At 69.9% G+C, this 18,388-nt stretch carries 14 protein-coding genes and 3 tRNA genes; 11 read left to right on the top strand and 6 right to left on the bottom strand.

Translation table 11 applies throughout. The features are described from left to right. Window positions 1-101 precede the first annotated feature (101 nt). Window positions 102-512, top strand: coding sequence for a gamma-glutamylcyclotransferase family protein (locus EDD92_RS16100; RefSeq protein ID WP_123964958.1), 411 nt, complete (start codon window positions 102-104; stop codon window positions 510-512). On the opposite strand, the gene EDD92_RS16095 is transcribed toward EDD92_RS16100, so the two are convergent. Both EDD92_RS16095 and EDD92_RS16090 read right to left on the bottom strand, forming a co-directional pair. After that, entirely contained in the window at window positions 505-2,646 is a 2,142-nt protein-coding gene (locus EDD92_RS16095; RefSeq protein WP_123964957.1) for a molybdopterin oxidoreductase family protein, read from the bottom strand. The two genes, EDD92_RS16100 and EDD92_RS16095, sit on opposite strands and share 8 nt — an antisense overlap. Window positions 2,647-2,748: 102 nt before the next feature. Beyond that, window positions 2,749-3,435, bottom strand: a complete 687-nt coding sequence (locus EDD92_RS16090; RefSeq protein ID WP_123964956.1) for a vancomycin high temperature exclusion protein — start codon at window positions 3,433-3,435, stop codon at window positions 2,749-2,751. Window positions 3,436-3,648: 213 nt separating this feature from the next. On the opposite strand from EDD92_RS16090, the gene EDD92_RS16085 reads away from it, so the two are divergent. From EDD92_RS16085 to EDD92_RS16065, 5 genes are all read left to right on the top strand, one after another. Next, window positions 3,649-4,521, top strand: a complete 873-nt coding sequence (locus EDD92_RS16085; protein ID WP_123964955.1) for a sirohydrochlorin chelatase — start codon at window positions 3,649-3,651, stop codon at window positions 4,519-4,521. Between the two features lie 166 nt (window positions 4,522-4,687). Then, on the top strand, window positions 4,688-5,941 hold the full coding sequence (locus EDD92_RS16080; RefSeq protein WP_123964954.1) for a deoxyguanosinetriphosphate triphosphohydrolase: 1,254 nt from the start codon (window positions 4,688-4,690) through the stop codon (window positions 5,939-5,941). A gap of 277 nt (window positions 5,942-6,218) precedes the next feature. Further along, the gene (locus tag EDD92_RS16075) at window positions 6,219-7,484 is read left to right on the top strand and encodes an NAD(P)/FAD-dependent oxidoreductase (RefSeq protein WP_123964953.1); all 1,266 of its coding nucleotides are present in this window, start codon (window positions 6,219-6,221) and stop codon (window positions 7,482-7,484) included. A 78-nt stretch (window positions 7,485-7,562) separates the two neighbouring features. After that, window positions 7,563-9,464 carry a DNA primase gene (dnaG, locus tag EDD92_RS16070; RefSeq protein ID WP_123964952.1) on the top strand — a complete coding sequence of 634 codons (1,902 nt, stop codon included), beginning with the start codon at window positions 7,563-7,565 and terminating at the stop codon, window positions 9,462-9,464. Window positions 9,465-9,566: 102 nt separating this feature from the next. Beyond that, window positions 9,567-10,868: an RNA polymerase sigma factor gene (locus tag EDD92_RS16065; RefSeq protein WP_123964951.1), complete on the top strand. Its 1,302-nt coding sequence runs from the start codon at window positions 9,567-9,569 to the stop codon at window positions 10,866-10,868. 127 nt (window positions 10,869-10,995) lie between these two features. Here the strand turns inward: EDD92_RS16065 and EDD92_RS16060 are convergent, their stop codons facing one another. The 4 genes from EDD92_RS16060 to EDD92_RS16045 form a co-directional block, all read right to left on the bottom strand. After that, window positions 10,996-12,927 carry an ABC transporter ATP-binding protein gene (locus EDD92_RS16060; protein WP_123964950.1) on the bottom strand — a complete coding sequence of 644 codons (1,932 nt, stop codon included), beginning with the start codon at window positions 12,925-12,927 and terminating at the stop codon, window positions 10,996-10,998. Further along, a complete protein-coding gene (locus EDD92_RS16055; RefSeq protein WP_123964949.1) occupies window positions 12,927-14,660 on the bottom strand; it encodes an ABC transporter ATP-binding protein in 1,734 nt (577 codons plus the stop codon). Before EDD92_RS16055 ends, EDD92_RS16060 begins: the two co-directional genes overlap by 1 nt. Window positions 14,661-14,775: 115 nt before the next feature. Beyond that, the gene (locus EDD92_RS16050; RefSeq protein WP_123964948.1) at window positions 14,776-16,218 is read right to left on the bottom strand and encodes an FGGY family carbohydrate kinase; all 1,443 of its coding nucleotides are present in this window, start codon (window positions 16,216-16,218) and stop codon (window positions 14,776-14,778) included. A gap of 78 nt (window positions 16,219-16,296) precedes the next feature. Next, a complete protein-coding gene (locus tag EDD92_RS16045; protein ID WP_030933809.1) occupies window positions 16,297-16,602 on the bottom strand; it encodes a hypothetical protein in 306 nt (101 codons plus the stop codon). A gap of 134 nt (window positions 16,603-16,736) precedes the next feature. Between EDD92_RS16045 and EDD92_RS16040 the strand changes: the two genes are divergently transcribed. From EDD92_RS16040 to EDD92_RS16020, 5 genes are all read left to right on the top strand, one after another. Next, a tRNA-Asn gene (locus tag EDD92_RS16040) sits at window positions 16,737-16,809 on the top strand. A gap of 5 nt (window positions 16,810-16,814) precedes the next feature. Beyond that, a tRNA-Asn gene (locus tag EDD92_RS16035) sits at window positions 16,815-16,887 on the top strand. 166 nt (window positions 16,888-17,053) lie between these two features. After that, window positions 17,054-17,127: transfer RNA gene (locus EDD92_RS16030), tRNA-Ile, on the top strand. Window positions 17,128-17,733: 606 nt separating this feature from the next. Beyond that, entirely contained in the window at window positions 17,734-17,985 is a 252-nt protein-coding gene (locus EDD92_RS16025) for a type II toxin-antitoxin system Phd/YefM family antitoxin (RefSeq protein ID WP_123964947.1), read from the top strand. Continuing rightward, a complete protein-coding gene (locus tag EDD92_RS16020; protein ID WP_123964946.1) occupies window positions 17,973-18,371 on the top strand; it encodes a PIN domain-containing protein in 399 nt (132 codons plus the stop codon). The genes EDD92_RS16025 and EDD92_RS16020 overlap by 13 nt, the downstream gene beginning before the upstream one ends. Window positions 18,372-18,388 lie beyond the last annotated feature (17 nt).

Raw genomic sequence — 18,388 nt, 5'->3', positions numbered from 1 at the left:
GCGCAGGTGTTGACGAAGATTTAAGGGGCCTTGACACAGGAGGTCCATAGCGCGTACCGGGAGGTATGGGAGGGGGTGTGTGAGGAGAGAGAATCGTTTTTGTGAGACTCCCGTTTTTCGTCTACGGCACCCTCCTCCGCGGCGAGGTCAATCACGACCTGTTCCTGCGCGGTTGCAGAGGGGCTGAGGAGCCGGCGCGGCTGAACGGCGCGGTCCTGTACGACGGGCCCGGCTATCCCTACGCCGTCGAGGAGCGCGGCGGGGTGGTGTACGGCGAGCTCGTGACCGCACCGCCCGAGGAGTACGAGGAGTTGCTCGTCAGCCTCGACCGGCTGGAGGAGTACGCCCCGGGCGATCCGCGCAACCTCTACGAGCGCGTCGAGCGCGAGGTCATCCGCGACGGCGGGGACACGGCCGTACGCGCCTGGGTGTATGTGGCGGCTCCTGCCGTCGCCGCACGCCTGCGTGCCCGCGGGAAGCTGATCGAGAGCGGGGACTGGCGGGTCAGGTGAGCATCTCCAGCCGCACCGCACACGCCTTGAACTCCGGCATCCGTGAAGTCGGGTCGAGGGCAGGGTTGGTGAGGGTGTTGGCGCGGCCCTCGCCAGGCCAGTGGAAGGGCATGAAGACCGTGTCCGGGCGGATCGAGGTGGTGATGCGGGCCGGTGCGACGGCCCGTCCCCGGCGGGACACAACCGCCACCGGGTCGCCCTCCGCCGCCCCGAGCCGCGCCGCCAGCCGCGGGTGCAGCTCCACGAACGGCCCCGGCGCCGCGGCGTTCAGCTCGTCCACGCGGCGGGTCTGGGCGCCGGACTGGTACTGGGCGACGACCCGGCCGGTGGTCAGCAGCACCGGGTACTCGTCGTCCGGTTCCTCGGCGGACGCCCGGTGCGAGACGGGGACGAAGCGGGCCCGGCCGTCCGGGGTGGCGAAACGGTCGAGGAACAGGCGGGGGGTGCCGGGGTGGGCGCCCGCGGAGACGCCCTGGGCTGCGGTGTCCTCGCCGGGTGCGTCCAGGGAGGCGTCCTCGCCGTCCTCCACGTCCGCCGGGCACGGCCAGAACACCCCGTTCTCCTCCGCCAGCCTGCGGTAGGTGATCCCCGAGTAGTCGGCCGGCCCGCCCGCGCTGGCCCGCCGCAGTTCCTCGAAGACCTCCTCCGCGTCCGTCGGGAAGCCCTTCTCCACGCCGAGCCGGTCGGCCAGTTCGTGCATGACCTCCAGGTCGCTGCGGACACCGTCGGGAGCAGTGATCGCGCGCCTCCGCAGCAGCACCCTGCCCTCCAGGTTGGTCGTCGTACCGGTCTCCTCCGCCCACTGGGTGACGGGCAGCACGACGTCCGCCAGTGCCGCCGTCTCCGACAGCACGACATCGCAGACGGCCAGGAAGTCGAGCGACTTGATGCGTTCCTCGATGTGCGCGGCACGCGGCGCCGAGACGACCGGGTTGGACCCCATCAGCAGCAGGGACTTGATGTCCCCTCCCAGGGCGTCCAGCAGCTCGTACGCACTGCGCCCGGGCCCGGGAAGCGAGTCCGGGTCCACGCCCCAGACCTCGGCCACATGCCGCCGCGCCGCCGGGTCGTCCAGCTTGCGGTAGCCGGGCAACTGGTCGGCCTTCTGGCCGTGTTCGCGCCCGCCCTGTCCGTTGCCCTGCCCGGTCAGACAGCCGTACCCGGACAGCGGGCGGCCCGCACGGCCGGTCGCCAGGCACAGGTTGATCCATGCGCCGACCGTGTCGGTGCCCTTGGACTGCTGCTCGGGGCCACGCGCGGTCAGCACCATCGCGTTCTCCGGCTCGCAGAACAGCCGCACAGTTTCGCGCAGTTGGGGAACGGACACCCCCGTGATCCGTTCCACGTACTCCGGCCAGTGCGCCATCGCCGCCGCCCGGGCGTCCTCCCAGCCGGCCGTGCGCTCCTGGACGTACGCCTCGTCGACCCGCCCCTCGGCCACCACCAGGTGCAGCAGACCGAGCGCCAGTGCGAGATCCGTACCGGGCCTCGGTGCCAGATGCAGGTCGGCCTGCTCGGCGGTCTTCGTGCGGCGCGGGTCGACGACGATCAGTGTGCCGCCGTTCTCCTTCAGCTCGTTGAAGAACCGCAGCGACGGCGGCATGGTCTCCGCGAGGTTCGACCCGACCAGGATCACGCAGCCCGTCCTCGGGATGTCCTCCAGCGGGAACGGCAGCCCCCGGTCCAGGCCGAACGCCTTGGTGCCGGCCGCCGCGGCCGACGACATGCAGAACCGCCCGTTGTAGTCGATCTGCGAAGTGCCGAGCACCACCCGGGCGAACTTGCCGAGCGTGTACGCCTTCTCGTTCGTCAGGCCGCCGCCGCCGAAGACGCCGACCGCGTCCGGGCCATGTTCCGTACGCGTCCGGCGCAGTTCCTCGGCGATCCGGTCCAGCGCCTCGTCCCAGGTGGCGGGCACCAGAGTGCCCTCGGAGCGCACCAACGGGGAGGTCAGGCGCACCCGTGACGAGAGCACCGCGGGCGCCGTACGCCCCTTGCCGCACAGCGCACCCCGGTTCACCGGGAAGTCCGCGCGCTCGCTCACCTCGACCGTGCCGTCCGGCGCGGGCGTCAGGTTCATCCCGCACTGCAGGGCGCAGTACGGGCAGTGCGTGGGCGTGGCGGAGATCTGCATGCCACTCAGCGTGCTTCGGCTGTGTTACATGCGGGACGGCTCCTTGTTACGCGGGCGGCACGGCGACCTCCCGGCCGGGCAGGGATGGCGGTGAGGCGCCCTTCACCGGGCGTCGGCCAGCGCCTTCGCGACCCCCTCCTCCTTCGGCCCGAGGAACCGCGGGTCCGGGTGGAACACGGCATCCAGGGCCGCCTTGCCGGCCGCGAAGATCTCGCGGGTACCCCCGTAGTACCAGGTCACGTCATGCTTGGCGTCGACCCCGATGCCGTACGAGTCGACACCCGCCGCCTCGCACAGGGCGACCGCCCGCCGGATGTGGAAGCCCTGGCTGATGAGCACGGCCCTGTCGACGCCGAAGATCTTCTTGGCGCGGACGCAGGAGTCCCAGGTGTCGAAGCCCGCGTAGTCGCTGACGACCCGCCCGTCCGGGACGCCGTGCTTCTTCAGATACGTGCGCATGGCGTCGGGCTCGTCGTAGTCCTTGCGGCTGTTGTCGCCGGTGACGAGGACGACCTCGACACGGCCCTCGCGGTACAGCTCGGCGGCCGTTTTCAGACGGTTCGCGAGGTACGGGGAGGGCTCGCCGTTCCACAGGCCTGCACCAAAGACGACGGCGACCTCGGTGCGGGGTGCGTCGGCGGTCGTACGCAGCCGGTCGCCCGTCGTGACGTACAACCAGGTCACCGGCAGCAGCGCCAGCACACACCCGGCCATCACGGCCTGCACCAGCCTCCGCTGCCCGGCACGCGTGCGTGGCAGGCGCGGTCTGCGCAGCTCGGGTCGGCGCATCGGACGGTCCCCTCCCAGGTCGGCTGTTCGACATTCAGGGACGCGATGTCGGGCCTCCCGGTTCACCGACAATACGTGACCAGTTTCACTTCGGGCGATGAAGCTGCAGGTCACGCGGCCTCACACACCCCCTGCACCCCACCGTGAACCGCCGGAAAACACCCGTCATTCCTGTGCAATGGGGCGGCAACGTCCCGCCGCCACCATCGGTCCATGACGCCGTCGAACCCTCCTCGCGACGAGTCCTTGACCGCCCACCTCGACAGTACGGCGCACCTCATGAACCGGATCAGCAGCCAGCTCGCCAGCCAGCTCAGCCTCGTCTCCCTGAACGGCAGACGGCGCCCCGGCCCTCCCGCGCTCGTCGTCGTCGCGCACGGCAGCCGCGACCCGCGCGCCCTGAGCACCGTCCGTACGCTCCTGGACCGCGTCCGCGAGCAGCGCCCGGGCCTGCCGGTCCACCTGGGCCACATCGAGCTGAACGACCCGCTGCTCCCCGACACCCTCGCCACTCTCGGCACCCGCGAGGCCGTCCTCGTCCCCCTCCTCCTCAGCCGCGGCTACCACATCAAGCGGGACATCCCCGAGATGGCCGCCGAGTCGCAGGTACGCGCGCGCGTGGCCGGCGCCCTCGGCCCGCACCCCCTCCTGGTGGAGACCCTGCACGCCCGCCTCGTCGAGGCCGGCTGGCACACCCGCATGGACGAGGCCACCCGCCGTACCAGCGCGGTCGTCCTCGCCGCGGCAGGCTCCCGCGACCCGGAGTCGAAGATCGACACCAACCGCACGGCCCAGCTGCTCGCGGAACGCCTCGGCGTCCCCGTGGTCCCCGCCTACGCCACCACAGCCGCCCCCACGGTCCCGGACGCCATCCGCGCCCTGACGGCGAGCGGCCGACACCGGGTCGCAGTGGCTTCGTACTTCACAGCCCCGGGCCGCTTCGCCACGGAGTCCGCAGAGGCGGCACCTTGGATCGCCTCTGCCCCCCTGGGTACACACCCCGCGATGGCACAACTGATCCTTCACCGCTACGACCAGGCACTGGCGACCCCGGTCACGACGGAACCGGCGTTGGCTTCGGCTTAGGACCGCAGGGCGACTGCAGGTCTTCAGGGGGCGCGGGGCTGTATCGATGTGCGGCTCCGCCGCGTGGGCGCGACAAGCCACGACGAACCCGCACCCGCAAGACATCAGAACCCGGCAGACGAGTAGGCACACCCCAATTGTCACTGCCTGCGCTTACTGTCGAGACATGTCGTACGACGCGCAGTCAACAGAACGCTGGGCCCCCGAACCCGACAAACGCCCCGGCCGCACAGCCTTCCAACGCGACCGCGCCCGCATCCTGCACAGCTCAGCGCTCCGCCGCCTGGCAGGCAAAACCCAGGTCGTCACCCCAGGAACCCGCAGCCAAGTATGGGACGCCAGTCCCAGAACCCGCCTCACCCACTCCCTGGAGTGCGCCCAGGTCGGCCGCGAACTGGGCGCTGCCCTCGGCTGCGACCCCGACCTCGTGGAAGCAGCCTGCCTCTCCCACGACCTCGGCCACCCCCCGTTCGGCCACAACGGCGAACAGGCCCTGAACGAATTCGCCGAGGACTGCGGCGGCTTCGAGGGCAACGCACAGTCCCTGAGACTCCTCACCCGCATCGAGCCCAAACGCTTCACCCCGGAGGGCTCCGTGGGCCTCAACCTCACCCGGGCCGCCCTGGACGCCGCGACCAAATACCCCTGGCCCCGAGGCGCCCACCCCACCGACCCGGCCTCCCCCAAGTTCGGCGTCTACGAGGACGACCGCCCCGTCTTCGACTGGGTCCGCAAGGACGCCCCGGGCACCCGCACCACCTTCGAGGCCCAGGTCATGGACTGGTCCGACGACGTGGCGTACTCGGTGCACGACGTCGAGGACGGCCTGCACGCCGGCCACATCGACCCCAACTGCCTGCACGCGGAGCCCGAACGCCAGGCGGTCTTCGCGGTCGCCGTCGGACGCTACGTCCCTGCCGGCACCGACCCGGCCGAACTCGCCGCCGCCCTGGACCGCCTCCAGGACCAGGAGTGGTGGCCGCACGGCTACGACGGCTCCGCGGTCGCCCAGGCCCGCCTCAAGGACGCCACCAGCCAGCTCATCGGCCGCTTCTGCCTCGCTGCCGAGACCGCCACACGCGCGGCGTACGGCACCGGCCGCCTCACCCGCTACGACGCCGAACTCGTCGTACCGCACGAGACGCGGCTGGAATGCGCGGTCCTCAAGGCCGTCGCCGACCGATACGTCATGCAGCGCGCCGAGCAGGAGCTGCTGAGGGCCGACCAGCGGATCGTGGTCGCCGAGCTCGCCGAGGCGCTCACCGCCCGCGCCCCGGACGGCCTGGACCCCCAGTTCCGTGCCCTGTTCGACCAGGCAGGCGACGACCGCGCCCGCAAGCGGGTGATCGTCGACCAGATCGCCTCCCTCACCGACGCCTCGGCCCGTTCGCTTCACGCGCGTCTGACGGGGCATCTGTGAGACTGACGGGACGCCGGGGGCGCCGAACGAGCCCGAATGTGACCCTCCGTGGCCTGATCGGGCCACTCCCTCTTCCCCCATCACGCTCCGTGCGGGACGCTCGCATGTGGCGGTGCTGCATTTTCCCGGAGGCTGTGACATGAGCGGCTTCGCCGCGGGCCCCCGGACCCCCAGCAGAAGGGCAGGTCTGCCGGGATGACCGGCGCGGACATCGCGAGGCAAACCCGAGTAAGTGTTTTCTGGGGAGCCCCCCAGACCCCCTGGTAGGAGGCATCAAGTGGTCGACGCGGATCAGACATTCGTCATCGTCGGAGGCGGTCTCGCCGGCGCGAAAGCGGCCGAGACGCTCCGAGCGGAGGGCTTCACCGGCCGCGTGATACTGATCTGCGACGAGCGCGACCACCCGTACGAGCGCCCTCCCCTCTCCAAGGGCTATCTGCTCGGCAAGGAGGAGCGCGACAGCGTCTTCGTCCACGAGCCGGCCTGGTATGCGCAGAACGACATCGAGCTGCACCTCGGCGAGACCGTCGACGCCATCGACCGCGAGGCGAAGACGGTCCGCTTCGGCGAGGACGGCACGCTTGTCCGTTACGACAAGCTCCTGCTGGCGACGGGCGCGGAACCGCGCCGCCTCGACATCCCGGGGACCGACCTGGCCGGCGTCCACCACCTGCGCCGCCTCGCGCACGCCGAGCGGCTCAAGCACGTACTGACCGCCCTCGGCCGGGACAACGGGCACATCGTGATCGCCGGCGCCGGCTGGATCGGTCTGGAGGTCGCGGCGGCGGCCCGCGAGTACGGCGCCGAGGTCACCGTCGTCGAGCATGGCCAGACCCCGCTGCACGCGGTCCTCGGCCCCGAGCTCGGCAACCTCTTCGCCGAGCTGCACCGCGAGCACGGCGTCCGCTTCCACTTCGGCGCGCAGCTGACGGAGATCGTCGGCCAGGACGGCATGGTCCTCGCGGCCCGCACCGACGACGGCGAGGAGCACCCCGCGCACGACGTCCTCGCGGCGATCGGCGCGGCCCCCCGCATCGGCCTCGCGGAAGCGGCCGGCCTGGAGATCGCCGACCGTGCACACGGCGCCGGCGTCGTGGTCGACGAGCACCTGCGCACCTCCGACCCCGACATCTACGCGGCCGGCGATGTGGCGTCCTTCCCGCATGCCCTCTTCGGCACCCACCTCCGCGTCGAACACTGGGCCAATGCCCTCAACGGCGGCCCGGCTGCGGCGCGCGCGATGCTCGGCCGGGACGTCACCTACGACCGTGTGCCCTATTTCTTCTCCGACCAGTACGACTTGGGGATGGAGTACAGCGGGTGGGCGCCCGCGGGCTCCTACGACGAAGTGGTGATCCGAGGAGACGCGGGCAAGCGTCAGTTCATCTCCTTCTGGATCAAGGAGGGCCGGGTGCTGGCAGGGATGAACGTGAACGTGTGGGACGTCACAGACCCCATCCAGAAACTGATCCGCTCGAAGACACAGGTGAACACGGAGGCCCTGGCGGACCCGCACGTCGCTCTTGAGAGCCTGATCGCCTAGTCATCTGCCTGGTTCAGCCGTCTCGCGTGGGCGACCAGCCGCCCCAGAGGTGTCAGTCCGGCACCGTAGAATTCACGCGTGGCAGGACGGATCAACGACGAGGACGTGAAGGCGGTACGGGACGCGGTCCCGATCGACGCCGTGGTGTCCGAGTACCTCCAGCTGCGCAACGCGGGCGGGGGCAACCTCAAGGGCCTCTGTCCGTTCCATGACGAGAAGTCGCCGTCCTTCCAGGTCAGCCCGAGCAAGGGACTCTTCCACTGCTTCGGCTGCCAGGAGGGCGGCGACACCATCACATTCGTGATGAAGGTCGACCACCTCTCCTTCTCCGAGGCGGTCGAGCGCCTGGCCGGCCAGGCCGGCATCACCCTCCGCTACGAGGAGGGCGGCTACAACCCCACCCACCAGCGCGGCGAGCGCATCCGTCTGGTCGAGGCCCACAAGATCGCCGCGCAGTGGTACGCCGAACAGCTCGCGACCGGCCCGGAGGCCGACACCGGCCGCAAGTTCCTCGCCGAGCGCGGCTTCGACCAGTCCGCCGCCGAGCACTTCTCCGTCGGCTACAGCCCCCAGGGCTGGGACCACCTCACCCGTTACCTCCGCGGCAAGGGCTTCACCGACAAGGAGCTCCTGCTCTCCGGCCTCTCTCAGGAGGGCCGCCGCGGCCCCATCGACCGCTTCCGCGGCCGCCTGATGTGGCCGATCCGCGACATCGGCGGAGACGTCGTCGGCTTCGGCGCCCGCAAGCTGTACGAGGCGGACAACGGCCCCAAGTACCTCAACACCCCCGACACGCCGATCTACAAGAAGTCCCAGGTCCTGTACGGCATCGACCTGGCGAAGAAGGACATCGCCAAGGCCAGTCGCGCGGTCGTCGTCGAGGGCTACACCGACGTGATGGCCTGCCACCTGGCCGGCGTCACGACCGCGATCGCGACCTGCGGCACGGCCTTCGGCGGCGACCACATCAAGATCCTCCGTCGGCTGCTGATGGACAACGGCTCGGCCCGTGTGATCTTCACCTTCGACGGCGACGCGGCCGGCCAGAAGGCGGCCCTGCGTGCCTTCGAGGACGACCAGAAGTTCGCCGCCGAGACGTACATCGCCATCGCCCCGGACGGCATGGACCCCTGCGAACTGCGCCTGGCGAAGGGCGACGAGGCGGTCGCGGACCTGGTCGAACCCCGTACGCCACTCTTCGAGTTCGCTCTCCGCCAGATCGTCGTCCGCTACGACCTCGACACCCCGGCGGGCCGGGCCGCCGCCCTGGACGAGGCGGCCCCCATCGTCGCCCGCATCAAGAACAGCGGCGCCCAGCACGAGGTCGCCGTCCAGCTCGCCGGCATGCTCGGCATCCTCGACACCCAGTTCGTGGTCAAGCGGGTGGCCCAGCTGGCTCGTTGGGCCCGCGACCGCGGCGGCAAGGGCCCCGCCCCGGCGCGCGGCCCCCAGTCGTACGAGGCCGCGCCCCGCTCCTCGGGCCCGTCCGGCCCGGCCCTCAACCTCCGCAACCCCGTCTACGCCACCGAACGCGAACTCCTCAAACTCGCCCTGCAGCGCCCCGAGTTGGTCTCCCCGGCCTTCGACGCCTACGGCATCGACGAGTTCACCGCCGCGCCCTACGCCGCCGTACGCCAGGCGATCATGGAGGCGGGCGGCGCGGAGTACGGGGTACAGGACGCGCAGGACTACCTCGTCCGCGTCCGCGAGGCCGCCCCGGACGACACGGTCCGCGCGATGGTCACGGAGCTGGCCGTCGAGGCGATCATGCGCCGCACGGTCGACGAGAACTACGCGGGCGAGCAGCTCGTGACCGTCCGCCGCCGGGCCGTGGAGCGCCGCGTCCGCGACATCCAGATCACCGTCAGGCGCTTGGAAGCAGGCGGCGACCCAGCTCAGTTGGCTGCGGTGAAGAACGAACTCTGGGTGCTCCAACAGTACGACCAGGCACTGAAGGTGCAGGGCCCTGCTGCTCTCTGAGCACATTCGTACGGCGCGGTAACCGCGCGGTCACGGCCCGATTGCAAAAAGTCACCGCACGCCCCTCGTGGCGGCGATGTGTCGTACTCCACACTGGGTCCGGTGCCTGAGTCCTCGGAGCGCGGCCGACCCGTCCCACACGGGTCGCACAACCCCGCGGTTCCGCTCATCGCGTACGGGACGGACAGCGGCGAGGCCGTCGACTCCGCTCCCGAAGCAGCGCTGCCGCACACCTCAGCAGCGATCATCCTGGAGGTCGCCCCCGTGCAGACCCAGACCCTCGCACAGACCGACAACAGCACGGACGGCACGGAGCCGGACGCCGCGACCGACGTTCTCGTCGCGGTCCCCCCGCAGACCCGTGTCGCGCACCACCCCGAGGCGGACCCGGAGGGCCCGCCCGAGCCGGCCGAACCGCCCGCAGAGGCGCTGGACGCCGCGGAGGACCCCGAGCCCGTGGAACCGCCGCGTGCCCGCGCCGCAGACACCGGAGCCCCGTCCTCGGACCTGTTCCGCCAGTACCTGCGCGAGATCGGCCGTATCCCCCTGCTGACCGCGGCCGAGGAGGTCGAACTCGCCCGCCGCGTCGAGGCAGGCCTGTTCGCCGAGGAGAGGCTCAGCACCGCGCCCGACCTGGACAGCCAGCTCGCCCTCGACCTGGACCGCCTCGTCGTGATGGGCCGAATGGCCAAGCGCCGCCTCATCGAGGCGAATCTGCGGCTCGTGGTGTCCGTGGCCAAAAGGTACGTCGGCCGCGGGCTGACCATGCTCGACCTGGTCCAGGAGGGAAACCTGGGCCTGATCAGGGCAGTTGAGAAGTTCGACTACGCCCGCGGGTACAAGTTCTCGACGTACGCGACCTGGTGGATCCGCCAGGCCATGTCCCGGGCCCTCGCCGACCAGGCCCGGACCATACGGGTCCCGGTCCACGTCGTCGAGCTGATCAACCGGGTCGTCCGCGTCCAGCGCCGCATGCTGCAGGAACGCGGCTACGAGCCCACACCGGAAGAGGTCGCCGACCACCTCGACCTGCCCCCCGAGCGGGTCAGCGAGGTCCTCCGCCTGGCCCAGGAACCCGTCTCCCTGCACGCCCCGGTGGGCGAGGAGGACGACGTGGCCCTCGGCGACCTCATCGAGGACGGCGACGCCACCTCGCCGGTGGAGTCGGCGGCGTTCCTGCTCTTGCGCGAACACCTCGAGGCGGTGCTGTCGACGCTCGGCGAGCGCGAGCGCAAGGTGGTCCAGCTCCGCTACGGCCTGGCGGACGGCCGCCCCCGCACGCTGGAGGAGATAGGCCGCATCTTCGGCGTGACCCGGGAACGCATCCGCCAGATCGAGTCGAAGACCCTGAACAAGCTGAGGGACCACGCCTTCGCGGACCAACTGAGGGGCTATCTGGACTGACGCCCGGGGCGCGTGGCCTGCGGGCATGCGTGCCGCCTGGGGTGGCGCCCGTCCCAAAGAGAGCGCCACCCCGCAAGCGCGGGCAAGCACACCCACCCGTCCCCAGGCCCCAGCGCCGGTCACCCGCTCAGTCCACCTCAGCCACCGCCTGCGCGAACTGCGCCTTGTACAACCGCGCATAAGCCCCGTCCGCGGCCAGCAGCTCCGCATGCGCGCCCTGCTCCACGATCGCCCCGTTCTCCATCACCAGAATCGTGTCCGCGTCCCGGATCGTCGACAGCCGGTGCGCGATCACGAACGACGTACGCCCGTCCGCCAGCTTCGCCATCGCCTTCTGGATCAGCACCTCGGTCCGGGTGTCCACCGACGAGGTCGCCTCGTCCAGCACGAGAATCGTCGGGTCGGACAGGAACGCCCGCGCGATGGTGATGAGCTGCTTCTCTCCGGCGCTGACCCCCGTGCCCTCGTCGTCGATCACGGTGTCGTACCCGTCGGGCAGCGTCCGCACGAACCGGTCGGCGTGTGCGGCCCGCGCCGCCTCCTCGATCTCGCCCCGGGTGACGTCCCGGGACGCCCCGTACGCGATGTTCTCCGCGATCGTGCCGCCGAACAGCCAGGTGTCCTGCAGCACCATGCCGATCCCGGCCCGCAGTTCGTCCCGGGACATCGTCGCGATGTCGACGCCGTCGAGAGTGATCCGCCCGCCGGAGACCTCGTAGAACCGCATGAGCAGGTTGACCAGCGTGGTCTTTCCCGCTCCCGTCGGTCCGACGATCGCGACCGTGTGCCCGGGTTCCGCCTTCAGGGACAGGTCCTCGATCAGCGGCTTCTCGGGGTCGTAGCGGAAGGAGATGCTCTCCAGCTCCACCCGCCCCCGCAGCTCCTCGGGCCGCTCGCCGCGCACCGGATCCGCCTCCTGCTCCTCCGCGTCCAGGAGTTCGAAGATCCGCTCCGCCGAGGCGACGCCCGACTGCACCAGGTTCGCCATCGACGCGACCTGCGTCAGCGGCATCGAGAACTGCCGCGAGTACTGGATGAAGGCCTGCACGTCACCGATCGACAGCGCACCGGACGCGACCCGCAGACCGCCGACCACCGCCACCAGCACATAGTTGAGGTTCGACACGAACATCATCAGCGGCTGCATGACCCCGCTGTTGAACTGCGCCCTGAACCCGGCCTCGTACAGCGCGTCGTTCTGCTCGGCGAACTGCTTCGCCGACTCCTCCTGCCGCCCGAACACCTTCACCAGCGTGTGGCCGGTGTACATCTCCTCGATGTGGGCGTTGAGCTTGCCGGTGGAGCGCCACTGCTGCACGAAGTGCGGCTGCGACCGCTTGCCGACGCGCGTGGCGACCACGAACGACAACGGCACGGTCACCAGCGCCACCAGCGCGAGCAGCCACGACACCCAGAACATCATCGCCAGCACACCGATGATCGTCAGCACCGAGTTGATGAGCTGGCCCATCGACTGCTGCAGCGTCTGCCCGATGTTGTCGATGTCGTTGGTCGCCCGGGACAGCACCTCACCGCGCTGCCGCTTGTCGAAGTACGACAGCGGCAGCCGCGACAGCTTCGCCTGCACGTCCTCGCGCAGCCGGTACATGGTCCGGTTCACGGCCCGGTTCACCAGCCGTGTCGCCACCGCCATCAGCAGACCGGCGACGAAGAACGTGCCCAGCGCGAGCAGCAGTACGTCGCCCACCGCGCCGAAGTCGATGCCCTTGCCCGGGGTGAAGTCGGTGCTGCGGAGCATGTCGGCGACCTGGCCCTGCCCCCGCTCCCGCATGGACGCGAGGACCTCGTCCTTCGTGGCCCCGGACGGCATCTGACGCCCGATGATGCCGGCGAACACCAGGTCGGTGGCCTTGCCGAGGATCTTCGGCCCGACCACGTTCAGACCGACGCTCACGACCACGCAGAGCAGCAGCACGCAGATCGTCAGCCGTTCCGGCTTGAACTGGGAGATCAGGCGTTTGCCCGACCCCTTGAAGTCCATCGAACGGCTGTCGGGACCGCCGCCCTGGCCCATCATCCGCGCCATCGGCCCGGCCATCAGGCAGCCTCCGCTTCCGTCAGCTGGGAGAGCACGATCTCCCGGTAGGTCTCGTTGTCCGCCATCAGCTCGTGATGGCGGCCGGTCCCGACGACACGTCCTTCGTCGAGTACGACGATCCGGTCCGCGTCCCGGATGGTCGCCACCCGCTGGGCGACGATCACGACGGTCGCCTCCGCGGTCTCCTGCGCGAGCGCCGCCCGCAGCGCCGCGTCGGTCGCGTAGTCCAGGGCGGAGAAGGAGTCGTCGAAGAGGTAGATCTCGGGGCGTTGCACCAGCGTCCGCGCGATCGCGAGCCGCTGCCGCTGACCCCCCGAGACGTTGGTGCCGCCCTGCGCGATGGGGGAGTCGAGGCCGTTCTCCAGCTGCTCGACGAAGTCCTTGGCCTGCGCCACGTCCAGCGCGTGCCACAGCTCCTCGTCCGTGGCGTCCGGATTGCCGTAGCGCAGATTGGTCGCGACCGTCCCCGCGAACAGGTACGGCTTCTGGGGCACCAGGCCGACCGTCCTGGCGAGCAGCTTCGGGTCGAGCGTCGCGACGTCCGTGCCGTCGACGAGCACCTCGCCGTCGGTCGCGTCGAACAGCCGCGGGACCAGCCCGAGCAGCGTGGACTTGCCGCTGCCGGTCGAGCCGATGACGGCGGTCACCTCGCCGGGCCGCGCCACCATGTCGATGCCCTTGAGCACGGGCTCCTCGGCGCCCGGATAGCGGAACCCGGCACCCCGGATCTCCAGATGCCCGTGCCGGCGCAGCTCCGTGACCGGCGCGACGGGCGGCACCACGCTCGACGAGGTCCCGAGGACCTCCTCGATCCGCTCGGCGCACACCTCCGCACGCGGCACCATCATGAACATGAAGGTGGCCATCATCACGGACATGACGATCTGCATCAGATAGGCGAGGAACGCGGTCAGGTCACCGATCGCCATCCCACCGCTGTCGATGCGATGCGCGCCGAACCACACCACCGCGATCGACGACAGGTTCACCACCGTCATCACGATCGGGAACATCAGCGCGAGCATGTTGCCGGTGGCCAACTGCATCTCGGTGAGATCGGTGTTCGCCTTACGGAAACGATCCTTCTCGTAGTCGTCCCGCACGAACGCCCGGATCACACGGTTGCCGGTGATCTGCTCGCGCAGCACCCGGTTCACCGTGTCGAGCCGCACCTGCATGGCCCGGAACAGCGGCCGCAGCCGCCGTACGATCAGCGTCACGCAGATGCCCAGCGTCGGCACCACGGCGACCAGCACCCCGGACAGCGGCACGTCCAGGCCCAGCGCCAGCACGATCCCGCCCACGCACATGATCGGCGCCGACACCATCAGCGTGAACGTCATCAGGGCCAGCATCTGGACCTGCTGTACGTCGTTGGTCGTACGGGTGATCAGCGAGGGCGCCCCGAAGTGCCCGACCTCCCGCGCCGAGAAGGACTGCACCCGGTCGAACACTGCCGCCCGGACGTCCCGGCCGACCGCGGACGCGGTCTTGGCGCCGTAGTACACGGCACCCGTGTTGCACACGACCTGCGCCAGCGAGATGCCGATCATCAGGGCGCCGAAGGAGAGGATGTAGCCGGTGTCACCCTTCACGACGCCGTTGTCGATGATGTGCGCGTTCAGCGTGGGCAGGTAGAGGGTGGCGCAGGTCTGCAGGAACTGCAGCAGCACCAGCAGGACTATGGGTTTCTTGTAGGGCCTGAGGTAGGTCCGCAGAAGTCGTATGAGCACGCTACGTCTCTCGGAGTCGGCGGCGGGGCGGGCTTGATGCCCCAGGCTCCTATCGTCGGACACTCCACCCGTGTTACCTCAACCGATTAAGCCGACAGCAGTGCTCCTTACCGCCTTATGGGCGGAAAGCGCCGGGGTGTGTCTGTTCCCGGACCGAAACGAACTGCTGCCGTACCGCCTGGCCCACCGCCAGCTCGTCGCCCGGTTCCAGTACGTGTCCGGTCGCGCCCTGCCAGACCGGCGGGTTGCGCGGATCGAGCTGGCCCTGCGAGACCCCGAGCGCCCAGGCGGCCTGCCGGGCGGCACCGATCGCCGCATAGTCCGCGGGCTGCGGCACGACGACCTGCGCCCCGAAGAGCATGGGCGCCGCCGCCTGCACGGCGGGCAGCTCGGCGGCCGCCCCCAGCAGGAAGATCCGCCGCACCTCGACACCCCGTCCGCGCAGCACGTCCAGCGCGTCCGCGAGCCCGCAGAGCATGCCCTCGAACGCGGCCCGCGCCAGATGCTCGGCCTTCATCGACTCCCGCCGCAGCCCCGCCAGTGACCCGGCCGTGTGCGGCAGGTTCGGCGTCCGCTCACCCTCCAGATAGGGCAGGAGTACGAGCCCGTGGGCGCCCGGAGTCGACTTCATCGCCAGCTCGGACAGGCTCTCCAGATCGGGCAGCCCGAGCAGCTCGGCGGTCCCGCGCAGGGTCCGTACGGCGTTCAGCGTGGTGACGACCGGCAGATGCATGCCCGTCGCGTCTGCCAGCGACGTGATCATCCCGGTGCTGTCGACGAGTGCCTCGGGGTGTACGGCCATGACGGACCCGGACGCACCGAGCGACACCACTGCGTCACCGAGCCCGATGCCCAGCCCGAAGGCGGCGGACATGGTCTCCCCGGTCCCGGCGGAGATCAGCAGCCCCTCGGGGGTCGTACCGGCGGCGTCCGCCGGCCCGATCACCTCCGGCAGCATCGCCTGGTGGCCGAGCGCCAGCTCGACGAGATCGGAACGGTAGCTGCCGGTCGCCGCCGACCAGTAGCCGGTGCCGGAGGCGCCGCCCCGGTCGGTGGTCCTCCTGACCGGTCTGCCCAGCAGCTGCCACACCAGCCAGTCGTGGGCCTGCATCAGCATCGCGGTGCGCAGGGCGGCATCGGGTTCGTTCTTGGCGAGCCACCGCAGCTTGGTCACCGGCTGCGCGGCCTGCGGCACACAGCCCACCGCCTGCGCCCAGGCCTCCCGCCCGCCGAGCGCGTCGATCAGATCGGCCGCCGCGACCTGCGCACGCTTGTCGCCGCCGACCATCGCCGGGCGCACGGTGCCGCCCTGTGCGTCCAGTGGCACGACCGCGTTCTGCTGCGCCGACACGCCGATGGCCTGCACGCCTTCGAGGAGCCCGCCGCCGGCCGCTTCGCCGAGGGACAGCAGCCAGGCCTGCGGGTCGACGTCGGCGGGCCGGTCGCCGTCCACCGGATGCGGGGCATACCCCTGCCTGAGCACGGTGCCCGTGTCCGTGTCACAGACGACGATGCGAGTGAAATCGGGTGCACTGTCCAACCCGGCGACTATCCCCATGGCGAAAATTCTATGGGCCCCGCGCCGCAGGGGTGTGTGCGCTTCACCGGGGGCGGGCGCGTCGTGGCAGGTGAGCTGCTACGAGTTGCTCGTGCCCCAGTCGTCCTCCGCTGCGCCGTTGGTGTTGCGCTCCCGCAGGGAGCGGACCCGCTGGGCCACCGAGGCGGGAACGTGGTCCCCGACCTTGTCGCTCACCGCGTGGTACGCCTTGCCGGCGAACTCGCGGCTCTGCTGTGCGGCCGACTCCGCGGTGTTGCGGACGGCCGGGTTCTCCGCGACCTGACGCGCGGACTTCTTCAGCTGCTCGTAGCGCTCGCGACCGGCACGTGTGCCGAGGACGTAACCCAGAGCCAGTCCGACGACGAACGTGAGCTTGTAGCGCATGGCGGAGCCACCCTTCCGTCCTGGGGGAGTACCGATTGGCGGAGCACCCCCCTGCTTGCGCTAATGTATGTGTCGCAGCGAGCGCCCGCCCCCTGGCGAATACCCAGGAAGGCACGTTCGATGCAACGAGGCATTCCTCCGTAGCTCAATTGGCAGAGCAGCCGGCTGTTAACCGGCAGGTTACTGGTTCGAGTCCAGTCGGGGGAGCTCGGTCCTCCGTAGCTCAATTGGCAGAGCAGCCGGCTGTTAACCGGCAGGTTACTGGTTCGAGTCCAGTCGGGGGAGCACAAGAAGAGGACCCCCTTGGGGTCCTTTTTCATGTGGGCGGGAACCGCGCAGGCGGCGGTGCAGTCTCCATGGGCGTGCGAAGTCGACCATCCGAAGCAGGAGATCGTATGAGCGGCTATGCTGCGGCAGACGGCGCGTACAAATGTGCGCGACACGCCGCTATGGGGCGGTAGCTCAGCCGGTTAGAGCAGCGGACTCATAATCCGTCGGCCGTGGGTTCGAGTCCCACCCGCCCCACCTTGCAGGTCTGTGCCCTGCGGAAACGTCTCATCAGGGTTGCGGATTCGGGACTTTGGGTCCCGGGGCTGAATCCGCTGCTCGTGACTTCAAGTCTGTGGTTGGGGGCGTCAGTTCGAATCGCTCTGACCTGTGCTGATGTGATGGCTTGGGCGTTGAGCGCGCCTCCATGGCCGACGTTTTCCAGGGGTTGGACGCCCGATTCTGGACGCTGGCTGGACACGAGGAATCGCAAGTGCCGTGCGTTGGCTCAGGTGATTGCGGGGAAAACGGCCCAGCGCGCCCTTGTCTCATGCCGGGGTGCGTGCGCCGCTGTGAGACGGCGAGGCAGCCGACGAGTCCCATGATCATGGCCGTTCAGTGCAGTGGGGCACCCGGTCAGCGAGGGAGGTCTCGAGGTGACGGGTGAGGACATGGGCGGCCCGGAAGGCGGTCACCGCGCAGGGGTGTCGCAGCGTGGGTCGGGAGGAGAAACCCCTTCGCCTCCCTTGTGCTGGCCCCTGAAGGGCTGCTGCAGTGCCCTGCGGTGATGCCGTAGCGGGGGATGCGGTGAGTGGGGCGAAAACGCGTCTTGTCGGGTATCAGATTCTCTGAGAAAATCAGGTCATGAAGACGATGACCGCTACCGAAGCATCACGGAACTTCGCTTCCGTGCTGGACAGTGCGGAACGCGGGGAAACCATTGTGATCACCCGTGGAGGCAAGCGTCTGGCCGTGCTGACTCCCGCGCCCAAGGCCACGGGACGGGCGGTGAAGGACGCTCTCCTGCGTCATGTCGGCACCCTTGATGACGCCTTCGAGGACGACGTGACGGCCACCCGTGATCTGCTGACGCTGGACGATCCGTGGAGCGACTGATCCTGGACACCGGCGTGCTGATCGCGATCGAGCGCCGGCAGGTCTCCCTCGATCAGGCGCTGGCCGACGACGACGATCCGGCGATCGCCGCCATCACAGCGGCGGAACTGCTCCAGGGGGTGGAACTGGCGGACGACACTAATCGGGTTGCCCGCCAGTCCTTCGTCGACACCGTCCTCGCCACCATCCCGGTCGAGGAGTACACCGTGGAGGTGGCCCGCGCGCACGCGCGGCTGCTCGCGCATGTCCGCAGGGCTGGCCAGCCCCGAGGTGCCCACGACCTGATCATCGCGGCCACCGCGCTGACCACCGCGCGTACCGTGGTCACCTACGACAAGCGAGCCCGCTTCGACGACCTTCCCGGAGTTCGGGTACGTCAGGTGTGACAGGCCGTTGGCAGACG

Origin of the sequence: Streptomyces sp. TLI_185 (assembly GCF_003814765.1) — a bacterium.
Classification (GTDB): Bacteria; Actinomycetota; Actinomycetes; order Streptomycetales; family Streptomycetaceae; genus Streptomyces.
The sequence above is the reverse complement of the archived record's forward strand: the minus strand, read 5'-3'. Positions and strand labels throughout refer to the sequence as shown.

What these genes read in the sequence shown, in the direction of transcription:
- EDD92_RS16095 (WP_123964957.1), bottom strand. Translation starts at nt 2,646, where the DNA reads ATGCAGATCTCCGCCACGCCCACGCACTGCCCGTACTGCGCCCTGCAG.
- EDD92_RS16090 (WP_123964956.1), bottom strand. Translation starts at nt 3,435, where the DNA reads ATGCGCCGACCCGAGCTGCGCAGACCGCGCCTGCCACGCACGCGTGCC.
- EDD92_RS16085 (WP_123964955.1), top strand. Translation starts at nt 3,649, where the DNA reads ATGACGCCGTCGAACCCTCCTCGCGACGAGTCCTTGACCGCCCACCTC.
- EDD92_RS16080 (WP_123964954.1), top strand. Translation starts at nt 4,688, where the DNA reads ATGTCGTACGACGCGCAGTCAACAGAACGCTGGGCCCCCGAACCCGAC.
- EDD92_RS16060 (WP_123964950.1), bottom strand. Translation starts at nt 12,927, where the DNA reads ATGGCCGGGCCGATGGCGCGGATGATGGGCCAGGGCGGCGGTCCCGAC.
- EDD92_RS16050 (WP_123964948.1), bottom strand. Translation starts at nt 16,218, where the DNA reads ATGGGGATAGTCGCCGGGTTGGACAGTGCACCCGATTTCACTCGCATC.
- EDD92_RS16045 (WP_030933809.1), bottom strand. Translation starts at nt 16,602, where the DNA reads ATGCGCTACAAGCTCACGTTCGTCGTCGGACTGGCTCTGGGTTACGTC.
- EDD92_RS16025 (WP_123964947.1), top strand. Translation starts at nt 17,734, where the DNA reads ATGAAGACGATGACCGCTACCGAAGCATCACGGAACTTCGCTTCCGTG.